This is a genomic window from Serratia sp. szju, assembly GCF_044594185.1.
Classification (GTDB): Bacteria; Pseudomonadota; Gammaproteobacteria; order Enterobacterales; family Enterobacteriaceae; genus Serratia; species Serratia bockelmannii.
In genome coordinates this window covers 50,937-72,939 of record NZ_CP172576.1, presented here as the reverse complement: position 1 = coordinate 72,939, position 22,003 = coordinate 50,937, and the positions used below count along the sequence as shown (strand labels likewise).

At 57.5% G+C, this 22,003-nt stretch carries 20 protein-coding genes; 19 read left to right on the top strand and 1 reads right to left on the bottom strand.

The genetic code is table 11. The features are described from left to right. Window positions 1-677 precede the first annotated feature (677 nt). The 8 genes from sdhC to sucD all read left to right on the top strand — a co-directional run bounded on the left by sdhC (window position 678) and on the right by sucD (window position 10,433). Complete coding sequence (gene sdhC, locus RE418_RS00385) at window positions 678-1,067, top strand: succinate dehydrogenase cytochrome b556 subunit (protein ID WP_004939893.1); 390 nt, start codon at window positions 678-680, stop codon at window positions 1,065-1,067. Continuing rightward, window positions 1,061-1,408, top strand: a complete 348-nt coding sequence (sdhD, locus tag RE418_RS00380; RefSeq protein ID WP_004939891.1) for a succinate dehydrogenase membrane anchor subunit — start codon at window positions 1,061-1,063, stop codon at window positions 1,406-1,408. Before sdhC ends, sdhD begins: the two co-directional genes overlap by 7 nt. Beyond that, a complete protein-coding gene (sdhA, locus tag RE418_RS00375) occupies window positions 1,409-3,175 on the top strand; it encodes a succinate dehydrogenase flavoprotein subunit (RefSeq protein WP_015376974.1) in 1,767 nt (588 codons plus the stop codon). A 16-nt stretch (window positions 3,176-3,191) separates the two neighbouring features. Continuing rightward, window positions 3,192-3,908: a succinate dehydrogenase iron-sulfur subunit gene (locus RE418_RS00370; RefSeq protein WP_025301880.1), complete on the top strand. Its 717-nt coding sequence runs from the start codon at window positions 3,192-3,194 to the stop codon at window positions 3,906-3,908. 275 nt (window positions 3,909-4,183) lie between these two features. After that, the gene (sucA, locus tag RE418_RS00365; protein WP_025301881.1) at window positions 4,184-6,991 is read left to right on the top strand and encodes a 2-oxoglutarate dehydrogenase E1 component; all 2,808 of its coding nucleotides are present in this window, start codon (window positions 4,184-4,186) and stop codon (window positions 6,989-6,991) included. A gap of 63 nt (window positions 6,992-7,054) precedes the next feature. Then, window positions 7,055-8,272, top strand: coding sequence for a 2-oxoglutarate dehydrogenase complex dihydrolipoyllysine-residue succinyltransferase (odhB, locus tag RE418_RS00360; RefSeq protein ID WP_025301882.1), 1,218 nt, complete (start codon window positions 7,055-7,057; stop codon window positions 8,270-8,272). A gap of 122 nt (window positions 8,273-8,394) precedes the next feature. Continuing rightward, complete coding sequence (sucC, locus tag RE418_RS00355; protein ID WP_025301883.1) at window positions 8,395-9,561, top strand: ADP-forming succinate--CoA ligase subunit beta; 1,167 nt, start codon at window positions 8,395-8,397, stop codon at window positions 9,559-9,561. Beyond that, on the top strand, window positions 9,561-10,433 hold the full coding sequence (sucD, locus tag RE418_RS00350; RefSeq protein ID WP_004939878.1) for a succinate--CoA ligase subunit alpha: 873 nt from the start codon (window positions 9,561-9,563) through the stop codon (window positions 10,431-10,433). Before sucC ends, sucD begins: the two co-directional genes overlap by 1 nt. 72 nt (window positions 10,434-10,505) lie before the next feature. Here the strand turns inward: sucD and RE418_RS00345 are convergent, their stop codons facing one another. After that, complete coding sequence (locus RE418_RS00345) at window positions 10,506-12,404, bottom strand: bifunctional UDP-sugar hydrolase/5'-nucleotidase (protein ID WP_025301884.1); 1,899 nt, start codon at window positions 12,402-12,404, stop codon at window positions 10,506-10,508. A gap of 683 nt (window positions 12,405-13,087) precedes the next feature. Here RE418_RS00345 and cydA point away from each other — a divergent pair. The 11 genes from cydA (at window position 13,088) to cpoB (ending at window position 21,985) form a co-directional block, all read left to right on the top strand. Further along, entirely contained in the window at window positions 13,088-14,656 is a 1,569-nt protein-coding gene (cydA, locus tag RE418_RS00340) for a cytochrome ubiquinol oxidase subunit I (RefSeq protein ID WP_019454034.1), read from the top strand. A gap of 14 nt (window positions 14,657-14,670) precedes the next feature. After that, window positions 14,671-15,810 carry a cytochrome d ubiquinol oxidase subunit II gene (gene cydB, locus RE418_RS00335; protein WP_089180630.1) on the top strand — a complete coding sequence of 380 codons (1,140 nt, stop codon included), beginning with the start codon at window positions 14,671-14,673 and terminating at the stop codon, window positions 15,808-15,810. Window positions 15,811-15,827: 17 nt separating this feature from the next. Continuing rightward, complete coding sequence (gene cydX, locus RE418_RS00330) at window positions 15,828-15,941, top strand: cytochrome bd-I oxidase subunit CydX (RefSeq protein ID WP_004939868.1); 114 nt, start codon at window positions 15,828-15,830, stop codon at window positions 15,939-15,941. After that, window positions 15,941-16,237, top strand: a complete 297-nt coding sequence (gene ybgE, locus RE418_RS00325) for a cyd operon protein YbgE (RefSeq protein WP_025301885.1) — start codon at window positions 15,941-15,943, stop codon at window positions 16,235-16,237. The genes cydX and ybgE overlap by 1 nt, the downstream gene beginning before the upstream one ends. 130 nt (window positions 16,238-16,367) lie before the next feature. Further along, window positions 16,368-16,772: a tol-pal system-associated acyl-CoA thioesterase gene (gene ybgC / locus RE418_RS00320; RefSeq protein ID WP_004939863.1), complete on the top strand. Its 405-nt coding sequence runs from the start codon at window positions 16,368-16,370 to the stop codon at window positions 16,770-16,772. After that, entirely contained in the window at window positions 16,769-17,452 is a 684-nt protein-coding gene (gene tolQ, locus RE418_RS00315; protein WP_004939862.1) for a Tol-Pal system protein TolQ, read from the top strand. The genes ybgC and tolQ overlap by 4 nt, the downstream gene beginning before the upstream one ends. 12 nt (window positions 17,453-17,464) lie before the next feature. Next, window positions 17,465-17,893, top strand: coding sequence for a colicin uptake protein TolR (tolR, locus tag RE418_RS00310; RefSeq protein ID WP_004939859.1), 429 nt, complete (start codon window positions 17,465-17,467; stop codon window positions 17,891-17,893). Between the two features lie 81 nt (window positions 17,894-17,974). Beyond that, window positions 17,975-19,198, top strand: coding sequence for a cell envelope integrity protein TolA (gene tolA / locus RE418_RS00305; RefSeq protein ID WP_089180631.1), 1,224 nt, complete (start codon window positions 17,975-17,977; stop codon window positions 19,196-19,198). A gap of 136 nt (window positions 19,199-19,334) precedes the next feature. Next, window positions 19,335-20,627, top strand: a complete 1,293-nt coding sequence (gene tolB, locus RE418_RS00300; RefSeq protein ID WP_004939856.1) for a Tol-Pal system beta propeller repeat protein TolB — start codon at window positions 19,335-19,337, stop codon at window positions 20,625-20,627. A 44-nt stretch (window positions 20,628-20,671) separates the two neighbouring features. Further along, the gene (pal, locus tag RE418_RS00295) at window positions 20,672-21,181 is read left to right on the top strand and encodes a peptidoglycan-associated lipoprotein Pal (RefSeq protein ID WP_025160033.1); all 510 of its coding nucleotides are present in this window, start codon (window positions 20,672-20,674) and stop codon (window positions 21,179-21,181) included. A gap of 9 nt (window positions 21,182-21,190) precedes the next feature. After that, window positions 21,191-21,985 carry a cell division protein CpoB gene (gene cpoB, locus RE418_RS00290; protein WP_004939852.1) on the top strand — a complete coding sequence of 265 codons (795 nt, stop codon included), beginning with the start codon at window positions 21,191-21,193 and terminating at the stop codon, window positions 21,983-21,985. The last annotated feature ends 18 nt before the right edge of the window (window positions 21,986-22,003 follow it).

The window sequence follows — 22,003 nt, the reverse complement described above, 5'->3', positions numbered from 1 at the left end:
TTAAATCTCTGCAGGTTGCCCGCAAAAAATGGTGCGGACGCTAACTCTGTGAGCGACTGCGCAACTGTGCGCGGGTAGGGTACAGAGTGCTGACCAGGCGAACGAGACGGGTGACCAGTTGTTAACGATTCATAGTAATTCGTTATAGTCTGTTAATCTTACCTATGAGCTGTTCGAAGAGATGTGAACCTATCCCAATAATCTGTTTTTATGTGCTTTATTTGCTTTTGACGCCGGCAAACTCGAGCGGGAAACAACGGCTATTGGGATAGGTTCGCCAAATACACTGTTGCATAACTCGAACCCGGGAGGAAGTGTATCTGCTGACCCATAGCGCATCATAGGACCGTTTGTGCCCCTATATGTAATGGAAATGTTGATCTCTTGTCAAATCAGATAATTAATTTTGCACTAATTGTGAAATCCGTGATCTGAATCACTGTTCGGGGGAAATGTTATCAAAGCGGTTGTATGAGAATTGTAATCAGAATGTGATCCTCCTATACTGCCGCCAGGTCTCCGGATTACCCTGAAGTAGGAGCACCCAGCGTTATAAATGCGCGCCGTTTGAGCACAGAGGATGTTGATGTTTGAGCGCGTGACGTGTAAGGGTTTTAGGCTCTTAACGCTGTCTGATCCCCGCCCAGGCCCGGAGGAAGGAAAATAATAAGAGCTGTGTGGGCAAATACGTGAAAAAACAACGACCTGTCAACTTGGATCTGCAAACGATCCGGTTCCCCGTAACTGCGATAGCGTCTATCTTACACCGAGTCTCTGGCGTAATTACCTTCGTTGCCGTGGGTATCCTCCTCTGGCTGCTGGGCCTGTCACTCTCTTCCCAAGAGGGGTTCCTGCAGGCGGCCGCCATCATGAATAGCTTCATCGTCAAATTCATATTCTGGGGCATCCTCACGGCGCTGGCCTATCACATTTGCGGTGGCATCCGTCACTTGTTAATGGATTTTGGCTACATCGAAGAGAGTTTGGCCGCCGGTACCCGTTCCGCCCAGGTGGCGATCGGTCTGACCGTCGTGCTGTCAGTTCTGGCTGGAGTCCTCGTATGGTAAACAACGTTTCTGCATTAGGGCGCAACGGCGTGCACGATTGGCTGCTGCTGCGTGCTTCCGCGATCATCATCACCCTGTACGTCCTGTATATCCTGGGCTTTTTCGTCACGGCTCCGGAACTCACTTATGACATTTGGCGCGGTTTCTTCGCCACTTCCATTACGAAAGTGTTCACTCTGCTGACCTTGCTGTCGATTCTGGTACACGCCTGGATCGGGCTGTGGCAGGTGCTGACGGACTACGTCAAGCCGCTGGCGGTTCGCCTGGTGTTGCAGCTGGCTGTCGTGGTCGCGTTGCTGGTCTATTTACTGTACGGAACAATCGTAGTGTGGGGTGCTTAAATGAAACTGCCAGTCAGAGAGTTTGACGCCGTCGTAATCGGCGCCGGCGGTGCGGGCATGCGTGCCGCGCTGCAAATTTCCCAAGCGGGCTCGACCTGTGCCCTGCTGTCCAAAGTTTTCCCGACCCGTTCCCATACCGTGTCTGCACAGGGCGGCATTACCGTCGCGCTGGGCAACAGCCACGAGGACAACTGGGAATGGCATATGTACGACACGGTGAAAGGGTCCGACTATATCGGTGACCAGGACGCCATCGAATATATGTGTAAAACCGGCCCGGAAGCAATTCTGGAACTGGAACACATGGGCCTGCCGTTCTCTCGTCTGGACGACGGCCGCATTTATCAGCGCCCGTTCGGCGGTCAGTCGCTGAACTTCGGCGGCGAGCAGGCGGCGCGTACCGCAGCCGCAGCCGACCGTACCGGTCACGCGCTGTTGCACACCCTGTACCAACAGAACCTGAAAAACCACACCACCATCTTCTCCGAGTGGTATGCGCTCGATCTGGTGAAAAACCAGGATGGCGCGGTGGTCGGCACCACGGCTATCTGCATCGAAACCGGTGAAGTGGTTTACTTCAAAGCCAAGGCCACCGTGCTGGCGACCGGCGGCGCAGGCCGTATTTATCAGTCCACCACCAACGCCCACATCAACACCGGCGACGGTGTCGGCATGGCGCTGCGCGCTGGCGTGCCGGTGCAGGACATGGAAATGTGGCAGTTCCACCCGACCGGCATCGCTGGCGCGGGCGTACTGGTGACTGAAGGCTGCCGCGGCGAAGGCGGTTACCTGCTGAACAAACACGGCGAGCGCTTCATGGAGCGTTATGCGCCGAATGCCAAAGATCTGGCGGGCCGCGACGTGGTTGCCCGTTCGATCATGATCGAAATCCGCGAAGGCCGCGGTTGCGACGGTCCTTGGGGCCCGCACGCCAAGCTGAAGCTGGATCACCTGGGCAAAGAGGTACTGGAATCCCGTCTGCCGGGCATTCTGGAGCTGTCCCGCACCTTCGCGCACGTCGATCCGGTGAAAGAGCCGATCCCGGTTATCCCAACCTGTCACTATATGATGGGCGGCATTCCGACCAAGGTGACCGGCCAGGCGCTGACCGTGAACGAGAAGGGTGAAGACGTGGTGATCCCGGGGCTGTTCGCCGTGGGCGAAATCGCCTGCGTATCGGTGCACGGCGCCAACCGCCTGGGCGGCAACTCGCTGCTCGACCTGGTTGTGTTCGGCCGTTCCGCCGGCATGCACCTGCAGGAATCGCTGGAAGAGCAGGGCGTGAGCCGTGACGCCAGCGACTCCGACGTGGAAGCCTCGTTGGACCGTCTGAACCGTTGGAACAATACCCGTTCCGGTGAAGACCCGGTCGAAATTCGCAAAGCGCTGCAGTCTTGCATGCAGCACAACTTCTCGGTATTCCGTGAAGGCGATGCGATGGCCAAGGGCCTGGAAGAACTGAAAGTGATCCGTGAACGTCTGAAGAACGCACGCCTGGACGATACCTCCAGCGAGTTCAACACCCAGCGCATCGAGTGCCTGGAGTTGGATAACCTGATGGAGACCGCGTATTCCACCGCTGTGTCGGCCAACTTCCGTACCGAGAGCCGTGGCGCACACAGCCGCTTCGACTACCCGGAACGCGATGACGCCAACTGGCTGTGCCATTCGCTGTATCTGCCGCAATCGGAAAGCATGACGCGTCGTGAAGTGAACATGCAACCGAAGCTGCGCCCGGCATTCCCGCCGAAAGTGCGTTCTTACTAATTGCGGAGATCGACAGATGAAACTCGAATTTTCCATTTATCGCTACAACCCGGATGTCGATGACGCGCCGCACATGCAGGATTACACCCTGGAAGCGGAAGAAGGTCGCGACATGATGCTGCTGGATGCGTTGATCCAGTTGAAAGAAAAAGACCCGACCCTGTCGTTCCGTCGCTCATGCCGCGAAGGCGTGTGCGGTTCCGATGGCCTGAACATGAACGGTAAAAACGGCCTGGCGTGCATCACCCCGATTTCGTCGCTGCGCAAAGGCAACGGCAAGATCGTGATCCGTCCGCTGCCGGGCCTGCCGGTGGTGCGCGATCTGGTGGTGGATATGGGCCAGTTCTATACCCAGTATGAAAAGATCAAGCCATACCTGCTGAACGACGGCAAGAACCCGCCGGCGCGCGAGCACCTGCAGTCGCCGGACCAACGCGCCAAGCTGGACGGTCTGTACGAGTGCATCCTGTGCGCCTGCTGCTCGACCTCTTGCCCATCGTTCTGGTGGAACCCGGACAAGTTCATTGGCCCAGCCGGTCTGTTGGCGGCGTATCGCTTCCTGATCGACAGCCGTGACACGGAAACGCAAGAACGTTTAGATGATCTGGACGACGCTTTTAGTGTTTTCCGCTGCCATAGCATTATGAATTGTGTCAGTGTATGTCCTAAAGGCTTGAACCCGACGCGTGCGATCGGGCATATCAAGTCCATGCTGCTGCAACGCGGCGCATAAACGGAATGAGATGCTGCGCCGGGCTCTTTTCCGGTGCACATCCCATAGGGGAGGGAACCTCTAAAAACTGACCCGCGGCTGCGGCGCTATGCAGCCTGGTTCTTCCGCCGGTTTTTAGAGGTTCCTTGTAAGGGACCGCAAGGTCCATAACAGAACGTATCGGGCCGTCATGGCCGCAAGTACGTCGAGTGAACCGTTTTACGGCAAACCGTATTCATCACGGTAATTATGTTAACCACGGCGAAAACTAAAGCTTCAAAGCTTAAGGGATCATGATGCAGAACGGCGCAATGAAGGCCTGGCTGGATTCCTCCTATCTGGCGGGCGCGAACCAGTCTTACATAGAACAGCTCTATGAAGACTTCTTAACCGATCCGGGTTCCGTTGAAGATAGCTGGCGTTCCATTTTTCAACAGCTACCAACCGCGGGTGTCAAACCCGATCAGCTTCACTCTCAAACGCGCGATTACTTCCGCCGCCTGGCGAAAGACTCCGCGCGCTACAATACCACCATCACCGATCCGGAAACCGACGCCAAACAGGTCAAGGTACTGCAGCTGATCAACGCCTTCCGCTTCCGCGGGCATCAGCATGCCAACCTCGATCCGCTCGGCCTGTGGCAGCGCGAGCAAGTTCCTGACCTTGATCCCGCTTACCACAACCTGACCGAAGCCGATTTCCAGGAAACCTTCAACGTGGGCTCTTTCGCCATCGGCAAAGAAACCATGAAGCTGGGCGATCTGTACGCCGCGCTGAAGCAGACCTATTGCGGGTCGATCGGTGCTGAGTACATGCATATCACCAACACCGAAGAGAAACGCTGGATCCAGCAGCGCATCGAATCGGTGGTGGGGCGCGCCAGCTTTACCGCCGACGAAAAACGCCGTTTCCTGAACGAGCTGACTGCGGCGGAAGGCCTGGAACGCTACCTGGGCGCCAAATTCCCGGGCGCCAAACGCTTCTCGCTGGAAGGCGGCGACGCGTTGGTGCCGATGCTGAAAGAGATGGTGCGCCACGCCGGTAAGAACGGCACGCGCGAAGTGGTGTTGGGCATGGCCCACCGCGGCCGTCTGAACGTGCTGATCAACGTGCTGGGCAAAAAGCCGGCCGATCTGTTCGACGAATTCGCCGGTAAGCATAAAGAACACCTCGGCACCGGTGACGTGAAATATCACCAGGGCTTCTCTTCCGACGTGGAAACCGAAGGCGGCATGGTTCACCTGGCGCTGGCGTTCAACCCGTCGCACCTGGAGATCGTCAGCCCGGTGGTCATGGGCTCGGTACGTGCCCGTCGCGATCGTCTGGACGAAGCGCGCAGCAACATGGTGCTGCCGATAACCATCCACGGCGACGCCGCCATCACCGGCCAGGGCGTGGTTCAGGAAACCCTGAACATGTCTCAGGCTCGCGGTTACGAAGTGGGCGGCACCGTGCGTATCGTCATCAACAACCAGGTTGGCTTCACCACCTCCAACCCGCTGGATGCGCGCTCTACCGAATACTGCACCGACATCGCCAAAATGGTTCAGTCGCCGATCTTCCACGTTAACGCGGACGATCCGGAGGCCGTGGCCTTCGTCACCCGCCTGGCGTTGGATTTCCGTAACACCTTTAAGCGTGACGTGATGATCGATCTGGTCTGCTACCGTCGCCATGGGCACAACGAGGCCGACGAGCCGAGCGCTACCCAGCCGGTGATGTATCAGAAGATCAAGAAACACCCTACGCCGCGCAAAATCTACGCTGACGTGCTGACCGAGCAGAAAGTGGCCAGTCTGGAAGATGCCACGGAAATGGTCAACCTGTACCGCGACGCGCTCGACCGCGGCGATTGCGTGGTTGAAGAGTGGCGTCCGATGAACCTGCACTCCTTCACCTGGTCACCGTATCTGAACCACGAGTGGGACGAAGAGTACCCGAGCAAGGTTGAGATGAAGCGCCTGCAAGAGCTGGCACGTCGCATCAGCACCGTGCCGGAAGCGATTGAAATGCAGTCGCGCGTGGCGAAAATCTACGCTGACCGCGCCGAGATGGCGGCGGGCAATAAGCCGTTCGACTGGGGCGCTGCCGAAACGCTGGCTTACGCGACCATGGCGGATGAAGGCATCCCGATCCGCATCTCCGGTGAAGACGCCGGCCGCGGCACCTTCTTCCACCGTCACGCGGTGGTGCACAACCAGAAAAACGGTTCCGTCTATGTTCCGCTGGCGAATATTCACAGCGGCCAGGGCGAATTCAAGGTCTGGGACTCCGTGCTGTCTGAAGAGGCGGTGCTGGCGTTCGAATACGGCTACGCCACGGCGGAACCGCGCACGCTGACCATCTGGGAAGCGCAGTTCGGTGACTTCGCCAACGGCGCACAGGTCGTTATCGACCAGTTCATCAGCTCCGGCGAGCAAAAATGGGGACGTATGTGCGGCCTGGTGATGCTGCTGCCGCACGGCTATGAAGGCCAGGGCCCTGAGCACTCTTCCGCGCGTCTGGAACGCTATCTGCAGCTGTGCGCAGAGCAGAACATGCAGGTGTGCGTCCCGTCTACGCCGGCGCAGGTTTACCATATGCTGCGTCGTCAGGCGCTGCGCGGTATGCGCCGTCCGCTGGTGGTGATGTCGCCGAAGTCGCTGCTGCGTCACCCGCTGGCGATTTCTTCGCTGGACGAGCTGGCCAACGGCACCTTCCTGCCGGCGATCGGCGAGATCGACGACTTGGATCCGAAAGCGGTCAAGCGCGTCGTGCTGTGCTCCGGCAAGGTCTACTACGACCTGCTGGAACAGCGTCGCAAGAACGAGCAGAAAGACGTGGCCATCGTGCGTATCGAGCAGCTGTATCCGTTCCCGCATCAGGCCGTGCAGGCCGTGCTGGAACAATACTCGCACGTGCATGATTTCGTCTGGTGTCAGGAAGAGCCGCTGAACCAGGGCGCCTGGTACTGCAGCCAACACAACTTCCGTGAAGTGGTGCCGTTCGGGGCTTCTTTACGTTACGCAGGACGTCCGGCCTCCGCCTCTCCGGCGGTGGGCTATATGTCCGTACACCAGAAGCAGCAGCAGGCTCTGGTGAACGACGCGCTGAATATTGACTAATGTTCGCTCGCTTGCCGGCCGAGGGCCGGCAAGCAGATGATAAAAAACTTAAGGGAAAGCTAAATGAGTAGCGTAGATATTCTGGTTCCTGACCTTCCTGAATCGGTTGCCGATGCGACCGTAGCCACCTGGCACAAAAAACCGGGCGACAGCGTGCAGCGTGATGAAGTCCTGGTTGAAATCGAAACCGACAAAGTGGTGTTGGAAGTGCCGGCCAGTGAAGCGGGTATTCTCGATGCTATCGTGGAAGAAGAGGGCGCGACCGTGCTGTCTCGCCAGCTGCTCGGCCGCATCCGTCCGGGCGACAGCTCCGGCAAGCCGACCGCTGAGAAGAGCCAAGAGAAAGAAGCCACGCCTGCACAGCGCGCTACCGCGAGCCTGGAAGAAGAAAGCAATGACGCGCTCAGCCCGGCGATTCGCCGCCTGATCGCCGAACACGATCTCGATGCTGGCGCCATCAAAGGCACCGGCGTGGGTGGCCGCATCACGCGTGAAGACGTGGAAGCGCACCTGGCCAAAGGCGGCGCCGCTGCCAAACCGGCCGCCGCCGCTGAAACCGCACCGCAGCCTGTTCTGGCCGGCCGCAGCGAAAAACGCGTGCCGATGACCCGCCTGCGCAAACGCGTTGCCGAGCGTCTGCTGGAAGCGAAGAACAGCACCGCGATGCTGACCACCTTCAACGAAATCAACATGCAGCCGATCATGGACCTGCGCAAGCAGTACGGCGAAGCCTTCGAGAAGCGCCACGGCGTGCGTCTGGGCTTCATGTCCTTCTACATCAAGGCCGTGGTTGAAGCGCTGAAGCGCTTCCCGGAAGTGAACGCGTCGATCGACGGTTCCGACGTGGTTTACCACAACTACTTCGACATCAGCATCGCGGTTTCTACCCCGCGCGGCCTGGTGACGCCGGTACTGCGCGATGTAGACGCCATGAGCATGGCTGACATCGAGAAGAAAATCAAAGAGCTGGCCGTTAAGGGCCGCGACGGCAAACTGACCGTTGAAGAGCTGACCGGCGGTAACTTCACCATTACCAACGGCGGCGTATTCGGCTCCCTGATGTCCACTCCGATCATCAACCCGCCGCAGAGCGCCATCCTGGGCATGCACGCCATCAAAGATCGCCCAATGGCGGTCAATGGTCAGGTGGTGATCCAGCCGATGATGTATCTGGCGCTGTCTTATGACCACCGCCTGATCGACGGTAAAGAATCCGTCGGTTATCTGGTGACGGTCAAAGAGATGCTGGAAGATCCGGCTCGTCTGCTGCTGGACGTCTAGTAACCCTTGCCGGGCGCGGCGTGCCGCGCCCGCACTCTGTGCTATGTGGCCGGAAAACCATGCGGTTTACCGCGTAATAATGGTCCGGCTAAAAACCTTCAGAACTGAATGGATAGAACATCATGAATTTACACGAATATCAGGCAAAACAGCTGTTTGCTCGGTATGGCATGCCGGCACCAACCGGTTACGCCTGTACCACTCCGCGTGAAGCAGAAGAAGCCGCATCCAAAATCGGCTCCGGCCCGTGGGTGGTGAAATGTCAGGTTCATGCTGGCGGCCGCGGTAAAGCGGGCGGCGTTAAAGTCGTCAACAGCAAAGAAGATATCCGTGCTTTCGCGGAAGCCTGGTTGGGCAAGCGTCTGGTGACTTACCAGACTGACGCGCTGGGCCAGCCGGTTCACCAGATCCTGGTAGAAGCGGCGACCGACATCGATAAAGAGCTGTACCTGGGCGCGGTAGTGGATCGTTCTACCCGTCGCGTGGTGTTCATGGCGTCTACCGAAGGCGGCGTGGAAATCGAGAAGGTGGCGGAAGAAACCCCAGAACTGATCCACAAAATGACCATCGATCCGCTGGCGGGGCCACAGCCTTATCAGGGCCGTGAGCTGGCCTTCAAACTGGGTCTGACCGGTAAGCAAGTCAGCCAGTTCGCCAAGATCTTCATGGGCCTGGCGACGCTGTTCCTGGAGCGCGATCTGGCGATGGTTGAGATCAACCCGCTGGTGATCACCAAGCAGGGCGATCTGGTGTGCCTGGACGGCAAACTGGGCGCCGACGGTAACGCCCTGTTCCGCCAGCCGGAACTGCGTGAAATGCGTGACCCTTCGCAGGAAGACGAGCGCGAATCCCGTGCTGCTCAGTGGGAGCTGAACTACGTTGCCCTCGACGGCAACATCGGCTGCATGGTTAACGGCGCCGGTCTGGCGATGGGCACTATGGACATCGTTAAACTGCACGGCGGCGAACCGGCCAACTTCCTGGACGTTGGCGGCGGCGCGACCAAAGAGCGCGTGACCGAAGCGTTCAAAATCATCCTGTCCGATGACAAGGTGAAAGCGGTTCTGGTTAACATCTTCGGTGGTATCGTACGTTGCGATCTGATCGCCGACGGCATCATCGGCGCAGTGGCCGAAGTGGGCGTTAACGTCCCGGTCGTGGTGCGCCTGGAAGGGAACAATGCCGAACTGGGCGCCAAGAAACTGGCGGACAGCGGCCTGAATATCATTGCTGCGACCAGCCTGACTGATGCGGCTCAGCAAGTTGTTGCAGCAGTGGAGGGTAAATAATGTCCATCTTAATCGATAAAAACACCAAAGTAATTTGCCAGGGCTTCACCGGTAGCCAGGGGACTTTCCACTCCGAACAAGCTATCGCTTACGGCACCAAAATGGTTGGCGGCGTCACCCCGGGCAAAGGTGGCACTCAGCATCTGGGTCTGCCGGTGTTCAACACCGTGCGCGAAGCGGTTGAAGCGACCGGCGCGACTGCCTCGGTCATCTACGTTCCAGCGCCGTTCTGCAAAGACTCCATCCTGGAAGCGATCGATGCCGGCATCAAACTGATCATCACCATCACCGAAGGCATCCCGACCCTGGATATGCTGACCGTGAAAGTGAAGCTGGACGAAGCCGGTGTGCGCATGATCGGGCCGAACTGCCCTGGCGTGATCACCCCGGGCGAGTGCAAAATCGGCATCATGCCTGGCCACATCCACCTGCCGGGCAAAGTGGGCATCGTTTCCCGCTCCGGTACCCTGACCTATGAAGCGGTGAAACAAACCACCGATGCCGGTCTGGGCCAGTCCACCTGCGTGGGTATCGGCGGCGACCCGATCCCGGGCTCCAACTTCATCGATATCCTGAAGATGTTCCAACAGGATCCGCAGACCGAAGCGATCGTGATGATCGGTGAGATCGGCGGCAGCGCTGAAGAAGAAGCGGCAGCTTACATCAAAGAACACGTCACTAAACCGGTTGTCGGCTACATCGCCGGCGTAACCGCGCCGAAAGGCAAGCGTATGGGCCACGCGGGCGCCATCATCGCAGGCGGCAAAGGCACGGCGGACGAGAAGTTTGCTGCGCTGGAAGCGGCGGGCGTGAAAACCGTTCGCAGCCTGGCGGACATCGGCGACGCGGTAAAAGCGGTGCTGAAGCGCTAAGATCTTAGTACGAAATAATAATATCTCGACATGTTTGGCCACCCATTGGGTGGCCTTTTTTATGGGCGAAGATCAGAAATCGTTGAGTGCTTTGATCAGCGCGATCCGATCCTGCAGGCGGCGCTGTTGTACCGGATCCACGGTAGTTTGCCGCTGTTTTTCCAGCGAGGTGAGGGCGGTGCGGTAATCGTCGGCGTTGCGGAACAGCGCGTCTTTGACGTTGATCGAGGCGACGTTGGTGTAGCGGCCATCGTCGGTGGTCGGCACTTGGATAACGCCTTCATTGAGCAACCGTTTGACGATCGCCCGCTGCGGTTCGTACCCCTCCAGGCCGACCAGCTTCCAGCGCTGCGGCGTCACGCCCTGATACTGGCCGTGTTTCACTTCCGTCAGGTAGCGCAGAGCCAGGTGTCGAATAGTGCCTTCTTCTTCACCGTATTGCGCTTTGCTGTCAAACAGCACCGGGAAGGATTGCCCCTCCAGCGCGCCGCCCTTTTGCGTCAGGTGGCCCATGCGGTAACTGTTCATGCCCAGGCGGATCGGCATGTCGTCGGTGACCGGCGTTCCGTCCGCCAGGCGCAGATCGACGATGCGCGAGCCGGCGGGCTGGCGCAGATCGATGGTGTAAGTGACGCCGTCGAAGAAATCGTTGGTGGAATATTTGGACGATCGCCGCGCCGGGTTAAAGCTGTAGGTGACGTCGCCAGGCTGCAGCTGATTGAAATAGTCGGCGGACCACTCCATGTAGCGTTTAAGCGCTTTGCCGTTGAGCTGATACACGGTGATCTCGCCACCGGCGTATTGGTAGTTAAAAGCGATGTCCTTAGCTTTGATGTCGCCGACGTCCAATTTGGCGCGATCGTTGTCGATCTGCAGGGCAATCACCTGCGCCAGCGGCGCATAGTGGCGGGCGGCCTGCTGGAACAGCGCGCTGATGCCGGTATCCTGCACGTGTACCTGAGGAATGCCGCGAAACTCGTCGGCGGGCACCAGATCGCTGCCGCTCAGCTTCGCCACGACCCGGTTGGCGTTGGCGCGCAAAATGTCATGGTACGGCTGGTAGAGCGCTTGCATGGCGCTGTCCGGCGCCAGCCCTTTGATCGGGTAGGTGTAGCTGTTTTTGTCGATCAGCGTGAATTTGCCGTCGCGGTGTTCAAACTGCAGGTCGATGCGCGACAGTGCGCGGCCGTATTTATCCGGCTCGGTGATGATGACGCCATTAACCACCGCTTTATCGATCTTCACATGCATGTGGCCGGCGACGATCGCCGCCAGCTCCGGGTTGGCGTTGGCGATGTCGGCCACGCCGGTGCCGGGGCGCTGGTTCTCGTTGTCGATGCCCATATGCGCCACCAGCACGATGGCGTCGACCTGGCCGTCGATTTGCCTGATGACCTGTTTCACCGCCTGCACCGGATCGGTGAAGTTCAGCCCTTTGATGCGATCGGTGCCCTTGGCGAATTCGGCGGTCATCGGCGTATCCATACCGATAATGCCAATTTTCACGCCCTGGCGTTCGACGATGGTGTAGGCCGGCAGGTAGGGCTTGCCGCTGTCCCAGACGATATTGCCCGCCAGCGCCGCGCCCTTGAACTGCTTGAGCGGCGTCGCCAGCACCGGCAGGCCGAAGTCGAACTCGTGGTTACCCATTACCCAGACATCATAATTGAGCGCGTTGAGGCCCAGCATCATCGGGCTGACGGCCTCATGCTTGAAGGTTTCGACGAAGTTGCCCTGAATGGTGTCGCCGGCGTCCACCAGGATCAGGTCGGGCTGCTCGGCCCGCACCTGTTTGACCTGAGTGGCTATCTGGCTCAGGCTGCCCGCCAGATTTTCCGTGTCGCTGGCGTAGTCCCAGGGCACGAAAGTGCCGTGCAGATCGGAAGTACCCAGCAAGGTGATATTTACCGTTTCGGCGGCCATGACGTTTCCCGAGAGTCCCAATACAGAGGCAAAGATGATTTTTTTCATAAGTTATTGTCACTCAATGTAATTTTAACATTAGTGGTCATTTTGCTACAAAATCGCAACCTTTACGATCCCATCGCGAGAAATAGACTAATATTGGAGAGAGATTTGTTGTTTTGTGACTGCTATCACTGTCACGGCTTATTGGAAATAAAAGGTTAATTATGTCGCATAATAAGCGCGTAATAATACAATGGCGGCTCTTTTAAATTACATTTATTTAACACAAAAATATCATTAAAAAACAATTAAACCATTGCGCAACATGACCCTAAGAAAATTATGCGAAATGTGCTGATGAATATGGAAATAAGATGCGGATAGGCTTAAATTGTCTCAGATCAAATTAGCCCGAAGTACCTCTTTCGGCTAAGATTTGACCTGTAACCAAAAGTCTAACCCACGTCACGTAAAAACCTATTTATTGTGTGGGATTGGGCGAGTATCATCCATGTTGTGATTATGGATGGTTGATCTTGTTGCATTTGTTACCCGTTGTCGGTTTTCAGTGGCGTGCTTGTCGAGGGCCCGAGGGGCTATTGGCCGAGTGTGCGGTTGAAAGCGGAGAAGCTGGATCAAATTTGTTGTGTTTAAGGGCATTCACTGCGGGGCGTTACTGGCAGCTTTGAAAGAAGCGTGCCGATAACCGCGTGTCGGAGTCTTCCTGCGAGGAGCAAGGAGTCAAGATGTTTGATATTGTCGAACTGTCGCGCTTACAGTTTGCTTTAACGGCGATGTACCATTTCTTATTTGTCCCATTAACGCTCGGTATGGCGTTCTTGCTGGCAATTATGGAAACGGTATATGTCCTGTCTGGCAAACAAATTTATAAAGACATGACCAAATTCTGGGGAAAGTTATTTGCGATTAACTTTGCTCTGGGTGTGGCCACCGGTTTGACCATGGAGTTCCAGTTCGGGACTAACTGGTCGTATTTCTCTCACTACGTCGGCGATATCTTCGGGGCCCCTCTGGCTATCGAAGGTCTGATGGCGTTCTTCCTTGAATCGACGCTGGTCGGCCTGTTCTTCTTCGGCTGGGATCGTCTGAGCAAGGTGCAGCACATGGCGGTAACCTGGTTCGTGGCCCTCGGCTCCAACCTGTCCGCGCTGTGGATCCTGGTCGCCAACGGCTGGATGCAGAACCCGATCGCTTCGGATTTCAACTTCGAAACCATGCGCATGGAGATGGTCAGCTTCTCCGAACTGGTGCTTAACCCGGTTGCGCAGGTGAAATTCGTTCACACCGTGGCTTCCGGCTACACCTGCGGCGCGATGTTCGTGCTGGGTATCAGTTCCTACTATCTGCTGAAAGGCCGCGACATCGCCTTTGCCAAGCGCTCCTTCGCCATCGCTGCCAGCTTTGGTATGGCTGCCATTCTGTCCGTTATCGTTCTGGGTGATGAATCCGGCTACGAAATGGGCGACGTGCAGAAAACCAAACTGGCCGCTATCGAAGCGGAATGGGACACTCAGCCGGCGCCGGCCTCCTTCACCCTGTTCGGCATTCCCGATCAGGACAAGATGGAAAACTCCTTCTCTATTCAGATCCCGTATGCGCTTGGCCTGATCGCCACCCGCTCCACGGACACTCAGGTCACCGGCCTGAAAGATCTGATGGCGCAGCATGAAGTGCGTATCCGCAACGGGATGAAAGCCTACCAGCTGCTGGAAGAGCTGCGCGGCGGCAATACCGATCCTGCGGTGCGTGCCGAATTCAACAAAACCAAGCAAGACCTGGGCTACGGCATGCTGCTGAAGCGCTATACCCCGAACGTCACCGACGCGACGGAAGCGCAAATCCAGCTGGCGACCAAGGACTCCATTCCGCGCGTGGCGCCGCTGTACTTCGCCTTCCGCATCATGGTGGCCTGTGGCGTGATCATGCTGTTGATCATCGGCCTGTCGTTCTGGAACGTGATCCGCGGCCGCATCGGCCAGAAAAAATGGCTGCACCGCGCGGCGCTGTACGGTTTGCCGCTGCCTTGGATCGCGATCGAGTCGGGTTGGTTCGTGGCGGAATACGGCCGTCAACCGTGGGCGATTGGTGAGGTGCTGCCGACGGCGGTCGCCAACTCTTCGCTGACCGCGGGCGACATTCTGTTCTCAATGGGGCTGATCTGCGGCTTGTACACCCTGTTCCTGGTGGCTGAATTGTACCTGATGTTTAAGTTTGCGCGTCTGGGTCCAAGCAGCCTGAAAACCGGCCGCTATCACTTTGAACAACCGACTGCCGCCGTGCAGGAAGCGCGCTAAACAGGAGTCCACGTATGTTTGACTATGAAGTACTGCGATTTATTTGGTGGGTCCTGGTTGGCGTTCTGCTGATCGGCTTCGCCGTCACCGACGGTTTCGACATGGGCGTCGGCATTCTGGTGCGCATCATCGGCAAAACCGACACCGAGCGCCGGGTGATGATCAACTCCATCGCTCCGCACTGGGACGGTAACCAGGTGTGGCTGATCACCGCCGGCGGCGCGCTGTTCGCCGCCTGGCCGATGGTCTACGCAGCGGCCTTCTCCGGCTTCTACGTCGCCATGATCCTGGTGCTGGCCGCCTTGTTCTTCCGCCCGGTCGGTTTCGACTACCGTTCCAAGCTGGAGAGCAGCCGCTGGCGCAACATGTGGGACTGGGGCATCTTCATCGGCTCCTTCGTGCCTGCAGTGGTATTCGGTGTGGCGTTCGGTAACCTGCTGCAGGGCGTGCCGTTCCACATGGACGAGTACATGCGCCTGTTCTACACCGGCAACTTCTTCCAACTGCTGAACCCGTTCGGTCTGTTGGCGGGCGTGGTCAGCCTGACCATGCTGGTCACCCAGGGCGCGACCTACCTGCAAATGCGCACCACCGGCGAGATCCACCTGCGTTCACGCGCTGCGGCACAGATCGCGACGCTGATCATGGCGGTATGTTTCCTGCTGGCGGGCGTATGGCTGGTGAAAGGCATCGACGGCTTCGTCGTGACGTCGGCGTTGGACACCCTGGCGGAATCCAACCCGATGCGTAAAGAAGTGGCGCATCAGGCCGGTGCTTGGCTGATCAACTTCAACAAGTATCCGCTGCTGTGGGCCTTGCCTGCACTGGGCGTAGTGCTGCCGTTGTTCACCATCCTGTTCTCGCGTCTGGAGAAGGGCGCGCTGGCGTTCGTCACCTCGTCGTTGACCATCGCCTGCGTCATCCTCACCGCCGGGGTCACCATGTTCCCGTTCGTGATGCCGTCGAGCACTGTGCCTAACGTCAGCCTGACCATGTGGGATGCGACCTCGAGCCTGTTGACGCTGAAAGTGATGACCGTCGTGGCTGCGATCTTCGTGCCTATCGTTTTGGCGTACACCAGCTGGTCGTACTACAAAATGTTCGGTCGCCTCGACAAGAGCTACATCGAAAACAACAAGCATTCGCTGTACTAAGGATAAGGAGCTAAACCATGTGGTATTTTGCCTGGATTCTCGGAACGCTTCTTGCCTGCGCCTTCGGCATTATCACGGCGCTGGCGCTTGAGCAGAGCGAAGCGACCAAAGCTCAGCAAGACGGTAAGTGATGAGCTCGTCCGTGATTGACAAGCTGTACGCTGTCACCGACAAGGGCCCGATCCGGGCCCTTTCCCTGGTGCTGGCGTTGATTTTGGCGGGGTGCGTGTTCTGGGATCCGACGCGTTTCGCCGCCAAAACCAGCTCGCTGGAGATTTGGGAAGGGCTGTTGCTGATTTGGGCGGTGTGCGCCGGGGTGATCCACGGTTTCGGATTCCGCCCGCAGCGCAGCGTCTGGCGCGCTTTTTTCGCGCCGCTTCCCGCCATTGTGATCTTGTTCGCAGGATTACTTTACGTTTCTTTATAATCTCCCCGATGTCCCCTTGTTATGGGCCCTCACGGCCCATAATTATTTTCATTCCCATCTTGTAACCCATTCCCAACCCGATCCGTCTTGCGTATAGTAGCAGCGTTAAATTGCATTGCTGGGAAGTAGAGTGAGTAATACGTTGTTTCGATGGCCGGTTCGCGTTTACTACGAGGATACCGATGCCAGTGGTGTGGTCTATCACGCCCGCTACGTCGCCTTTTTTGAAAGAGCGCGCACAGAGATGCTGCGTCAGCACAACTTTCATCAACAGCAGCTGCTCAGTGAACAAGTCGCTTTTGTCGTCCGGCGCATGACGGTGGATTATCTGGCTCCGGCTCGTCTCGACGAGCAACTGGAAGTCCAGAGTGAAATCACCTCTCTGCGCGGGGCTTCTCTCACGTTTGCTCAACGCATTGTCAATTCTGACGGGGCCCTACTGAGCCAGGCAGATGTCCTGATTGCCTGTATTGATCCACACCAAATGAAGCCAAGAGCGCTTCCTAAGTCTATTGTCGCGGAGTTTAAGCAGTGACTGACATGAACATCCTAGATTTATTCTTGAAGGCGAGCCTGCTGGTTAAGCTTATCATGTTGATTTTGATATGCTTCTCGGTAGCCTCTTGGGCGATCATCATTCAGCGCACCCGCATCCTCAATGCGGCGACGCGTGACGCCGAAGCCTTTGAAGACAAATTCTGGTCCGGTATCGAGCTTTCCCGTCTGTACCAGGAAAGTCAGGCGCGTCGCGATAGCCTGACCGGTTCCGAGCAGATCTTCCATTCCGGCTTCAAAGAGTTCGCCCGCCTGCACCGCGCCAACAACCATGCGCCGGAGTCGGTGATCGAAGGGGCGTCGCGCGCGATGCGCATTTCGATGAACCGCGAGCTGGAAACGCTGGAAACCCATATTCCGTTCCTCGGCACCGTCGGTTCGATCAGCCCGTACATCGGCCTGTTCGGCACCGTGTGGGGGATCATGCACGCCTTTATCGCGCTGGGCGCGGTGAAACAAGCCACGCTGCAGATGGTAGCGCCGGGTATCGCCGAAGCGCTGATCGCCACCGCGATCGGTCTGTTCGCCGCTATCCCGGCGGTAATGGCCTACAACCGTCTCAACCAGCGCGTCAACAAGCTTGAGCAGAATTACGACAACTTTATGGAAGAGTTCACCGCTATTCTGCATCGTCAGGCCTTCTCCAGCGACAGCAAATAAGTAGGAGGTAGCATGGCGAGAGTACGTGGACGTAGTCGGCGCGAGCTGAAGTCCGAAATTAACATCGTTCCGCTGCTCGACGTGTTGCTGGTGCTGCTGCTGATCTTTATGGCAACCGCGCCAATCATCACGCAGAGCGTGGAGGTTGACCTGCCGGACGCCACCGATTCCAAAACGGTGTCCAGCGATGACAATCCGCCGGTGATCCTTGAGGTTTCCGGCGTAGGTCAATACACCCTGGTGGTGGATCACAACCGTATGGAGCTGCTGCCGCCTGAACAAGTCGCGGCCGAAGCCAAGTCGCGTTTGGCGGCTAACCCGAAAACGGTCTTTTTGATCGGCGGTGCGAAGGAAGTCCCTTACGATGAGATTATCAAGGCATTGAATATTCTCCATCAGGCGGGCGTGGCTTCCGTGGGGCTGATGACCCAGCCGATCTGACCGTAAGGCGAACGGCAACCCGGTTCCTGCGCTGTGGCCCAGGAACCCCGTATAAGCAACACCAGTTTTTGGGAATCTATTTTGGTAAAGGCAACTGAGCAAAACGATAAGCTGAACCGCGCCGTTATTGTTTCGGTCGTTCTGCACTTCATATTGATTGCCCTGCTGATTTGGGGATCGCTGCAGGAAAAGGTCGACATGGGCGCCGGCGGTGGCGGTGATGGCACCGTGGTGGGCGCAGTGATGGTCGATCCTGGCGCGGTGGTGGAACAGTACAACCGCCAGCAGCAGCAGAGCAACGATGCGCAGCGTGCCGAGAAGCAGCGCCAGAAAAAGGCGGAGCAACAGGCCGAAGAGCTTCAGCAGAAGCAGGCGGAGCAGCAGCAGCGCCTGAAGGAGCTGGAGAAAGAGCGTTTGGCGGCGCAGGAGAAAGCTGCGCAGGACGCCAAGGCGCAGGCTGAGCAACAGCAGAAGGCAGCGGAGCAGCAGAAACAGGCCGCCGAGCAGCAAAAAGCGGCGGAAGCCGCCGCAGCCAAGGCCAAAGAGCAACAGAAGGTCGCCGAAGTCGCCGCCGCCAAGGCGAAGGCCGAAGCGGACAAGGTCGCCAAGGCACAGGCGGACGCGCAGAAGAAAGCCGAAGCGGAAGCCAAGAAAGAAGCGGCCGCCGCTGCCGCCGCCAAGAAACAGGCGGAAGAGGCGAAGAAAGCCGCGGCTGCCGCCGCAGAGCAAAAAGCCGCTGAGGCCGCGGAGAAGAAAGCGGCTGCTGAAGCCGAGAAAAAAGCCGCAGCGGAAGCCGAGAAGAAGGCCGCCGCTGAAGCGGAGAAGAAAGCTGCTGCCGAGAAAGCAGCCGCTGCCAAGAAAGCCGCTGCGGACGCCAAGAAGAAGGCCGCCGCTGAGGCTGCGAAACAATCGGATGAAGTGAGCGATCTGTTTGGCGGCCTGGCGGACGGCAAGAACGCGCCGAAGGGCGGCGGTGCCAAATCGAAAGGTGATGGTAAACCGGCCGGGCAGGGCAATGCCAAGGCGGCAGGCGCCAGCGGGGCGGATATCAATGGTTATATTGGGCAGGTTAAAAACGCGATTGAAAGCAAGTTCTATGACGCCAGTTCGTTCGCCGGAAAAACCTGTGACCTGCGTATCAAGCTGGCGCCGGACGGCCTGCTGATAAGTGTACAACCGGCGGGAGGCGATCCGGCATTGTGCCAGGCCGCGGTATCTGCCGCCAAGTTGGCGCATATACCGAAGCCGCCGAGCGATGCCGTTTATCAGCATGTTAAGAATGCTACCCTTGAATTCAAACCTTAATAATGGTTGTTTGAGCTGAGTAAGATCACAGGGATGTACTAAGGTAACCAACAGGGATTATGTAGTTTTACGTAAGTTGGTTTGTTAAAATTCTGCTAATTTATCGCAGGCATCCCGCCTGGATAAGGGAGATGAGATGAAGCAGGCATTTCGAGTAGCGCTAGGTTTTTTAATTCTGTGGGCGTCCGTGTTGCACGCGGAAGTTCGCATTGAAATCACCCAAGGGGTCGACTCCGCTCGCCCGATTGGCGTGGTGCCGTTTAAGTGGGCGGGCCCAGGCACGCCGCCGGAAGATATCGGCAAGATTGTCGGCGCGGATCTGCGCAACAGCGGCAAATTCAACCCGATCGACGTGGCGCGCATGCCGCAGCAACCGACCTCCGCGTCTGAAGTGACGCCGGCGGCCTGGACTGCATTGGGCATCGACGCCGTGGTTGTCGGCCAGGTTCAACCTGGCGCCGACGGCAGCTACCTGATCTCCTACCAGCTGGTGGACACCTCGGGTTCGCCGGGCACCGTATTGGCGCAGAACCAGTATAAAGTGACCAAACAGTGGTTGCGTTATTCTGCCCATACCGCCAGCGACGAAGTGTTCGAGAAGCTGACCGGCATCAAGGGCGCGTTCCGTACCCGTATCGCCTACGTCGTGCAGACCAACGGCGGGAAATTCCCGTATGAGCTGCGCGTAGCGGATTACGACGGTTACAACCAGTTCACGGTGCACCGTTCTCCTGAGCCGCTGATGTCACCGGCCTGGTCGCCGGACGGCAGCAAACTGGCTTACGTGACCTTCGAGAGCGGCCGTTCCGCGCTGGTGGTGCAAACCCTGGCTAACGGCGCAATCCGCCAGATCGCCTCGTTCCCGCGCCACAACGGTGCGCCGGCGTTCTCGCCGGACGGCAGCAAGCTGGCCTTCGCGCTGTCCAAGAGCGGGAGCCTGAACCTGTACGTGATGAACCTCGGCTCCGGCCAGATCACGCAGCTGACCGATGGTCGCAACAACAACACCGAACCGACCTGGTTCCCGGATGGCCAGTCGCTGGCGTTTACTTCCGACCAGGGCGGGCGTCCGCAGATTTATAAAATCAGCGCCAGCGGCGGTGCCGCACAGCGTCTGACGTGGGAAGGCTCTCAGAACCAGGATTCTGAAGTCAGCTCCGACGGTAAATTCCTGGTGATGGTGAGCACCAACAGTGGTGCACAACACATCGCCAAACAAGATCTTGGATCGGGCGCCGTTCAGGTTTTGACCGGCACCTTCCTGGATGAAACGCCTAGTATTGCGCCAAACGGCACCATGGTGATCTATAGCTCCACGCAAGGTATGGGCTCCGTGCTGCAGTTGGTGTCAACTGATGGGCGTTTCAAAGCGCGTCTTCCGGCAACTGATGGACAGGTCAAATTCCCTGCCTGGTCGCCGTATCTGTGATGCATGTGTAAATATGTATGGCAAACTATAAAAGGATCAAAGAAATGCAACTGAACAAAGTGCTGAAAGGGCTTCTGCTGGCACTGCCAGTTCTGGCTGTAGCAGCTTGTAGTTCTAACAAAAGCGCGAACAACGACCAATCTGGTATGGGCGCTGGCACTGGTATGGAAAACGGCAGCAGCAACCTGTCTTCCGAAGAACAAGCTCGTCTGCAGATGCAAGAACTGCAGAAGAACAACATCGTTTACTTCGGCCTGGACAAGTATGACGTTAGCTCCGAATTCGCTCAGATGCTGGACGCGCACGCTGCATTCCTGCGTAACAACCCGTCTTACAAAGTGACCGTTGAAGGCCACGCTGACGAACGCGGCACGCCGGAATACAACATCGCTCTGGGTGAGCGCCGTGCTAACGCCGTTAAAATGTACCTGCAGGGTAAAGGTGTTTCCGCTGACCAGATCTCTATCGTTTCTTACGGTAAAGAAAAACCAGCAGTACTGGGCCACGACGAAGCGGCTTATGCTAAAAACCGTCGTGCCGTTCTGGTTTACTAAGAGAATCGCATGAACAGTAACTTCAGACGTCACCTGTTGAGTCTGTCGTTACTGGTTGGCGTAGCGGCCCCCTGGGCCGCTACTGCCCAAGCGCCAATCAGTAATGTCGGCTCCGGCTCGGTCGAAGACCGCGTCACCTCGCTTGAGCGCATCAGCAATGCTCAAGGCCAGCTTTTAAACCAACTCCAGCAACAACTCTCTGATAACCAACGCGACATTGATTCTCTCCGTGGGCAAATCCAGGAAAGTCAGTATCAGTTGAATCAGGTGGTTGAACGCCAGAAGCAAATCTATCAGCAGATGGATAGCCTCAGCCAGGGCGGCGCTCAGAGCGCCTCTGCGGCCGCGGGCGCTGCCGGTGGGGCAGCCGCAGGCGCATCTTCCGATGCGGGCAGCAGCGCGCCTGCAGCCGCGTCTGCAACGCCGAGCGGCGGTGATGAGAACAGCGACTACAACGCCGCTGTTTCTCTGGCGCTGGAAAAAAAACAGTATGACCAGGCGATTTCTGCCTTTCAGTCCTTCGTAAAACAGTACCCGAAGTCTACCTATCAGCCCAACGCCAACTATTGGCTGGGTCAGTTGTTCTACAACAAGGGTAAAAAAGACGACGCGGCCTACTATTTTGCGGTGGTGGTGAAGAATTACGCTAAATCACCGAAGGCGCCGGACGCCATGTACAAGGTGGGTATCATCATGCAGGAGAAAGGGCAGGCCGATAAAGCCAAAGCCGTGTTCCAGCAGGTGATTAAACAATACCCAACCAGTGCGGCGGCCAAACAGGCGAAAAGTCGCGTAGGCGGTTAACAGTCAGAAAAATGAGCC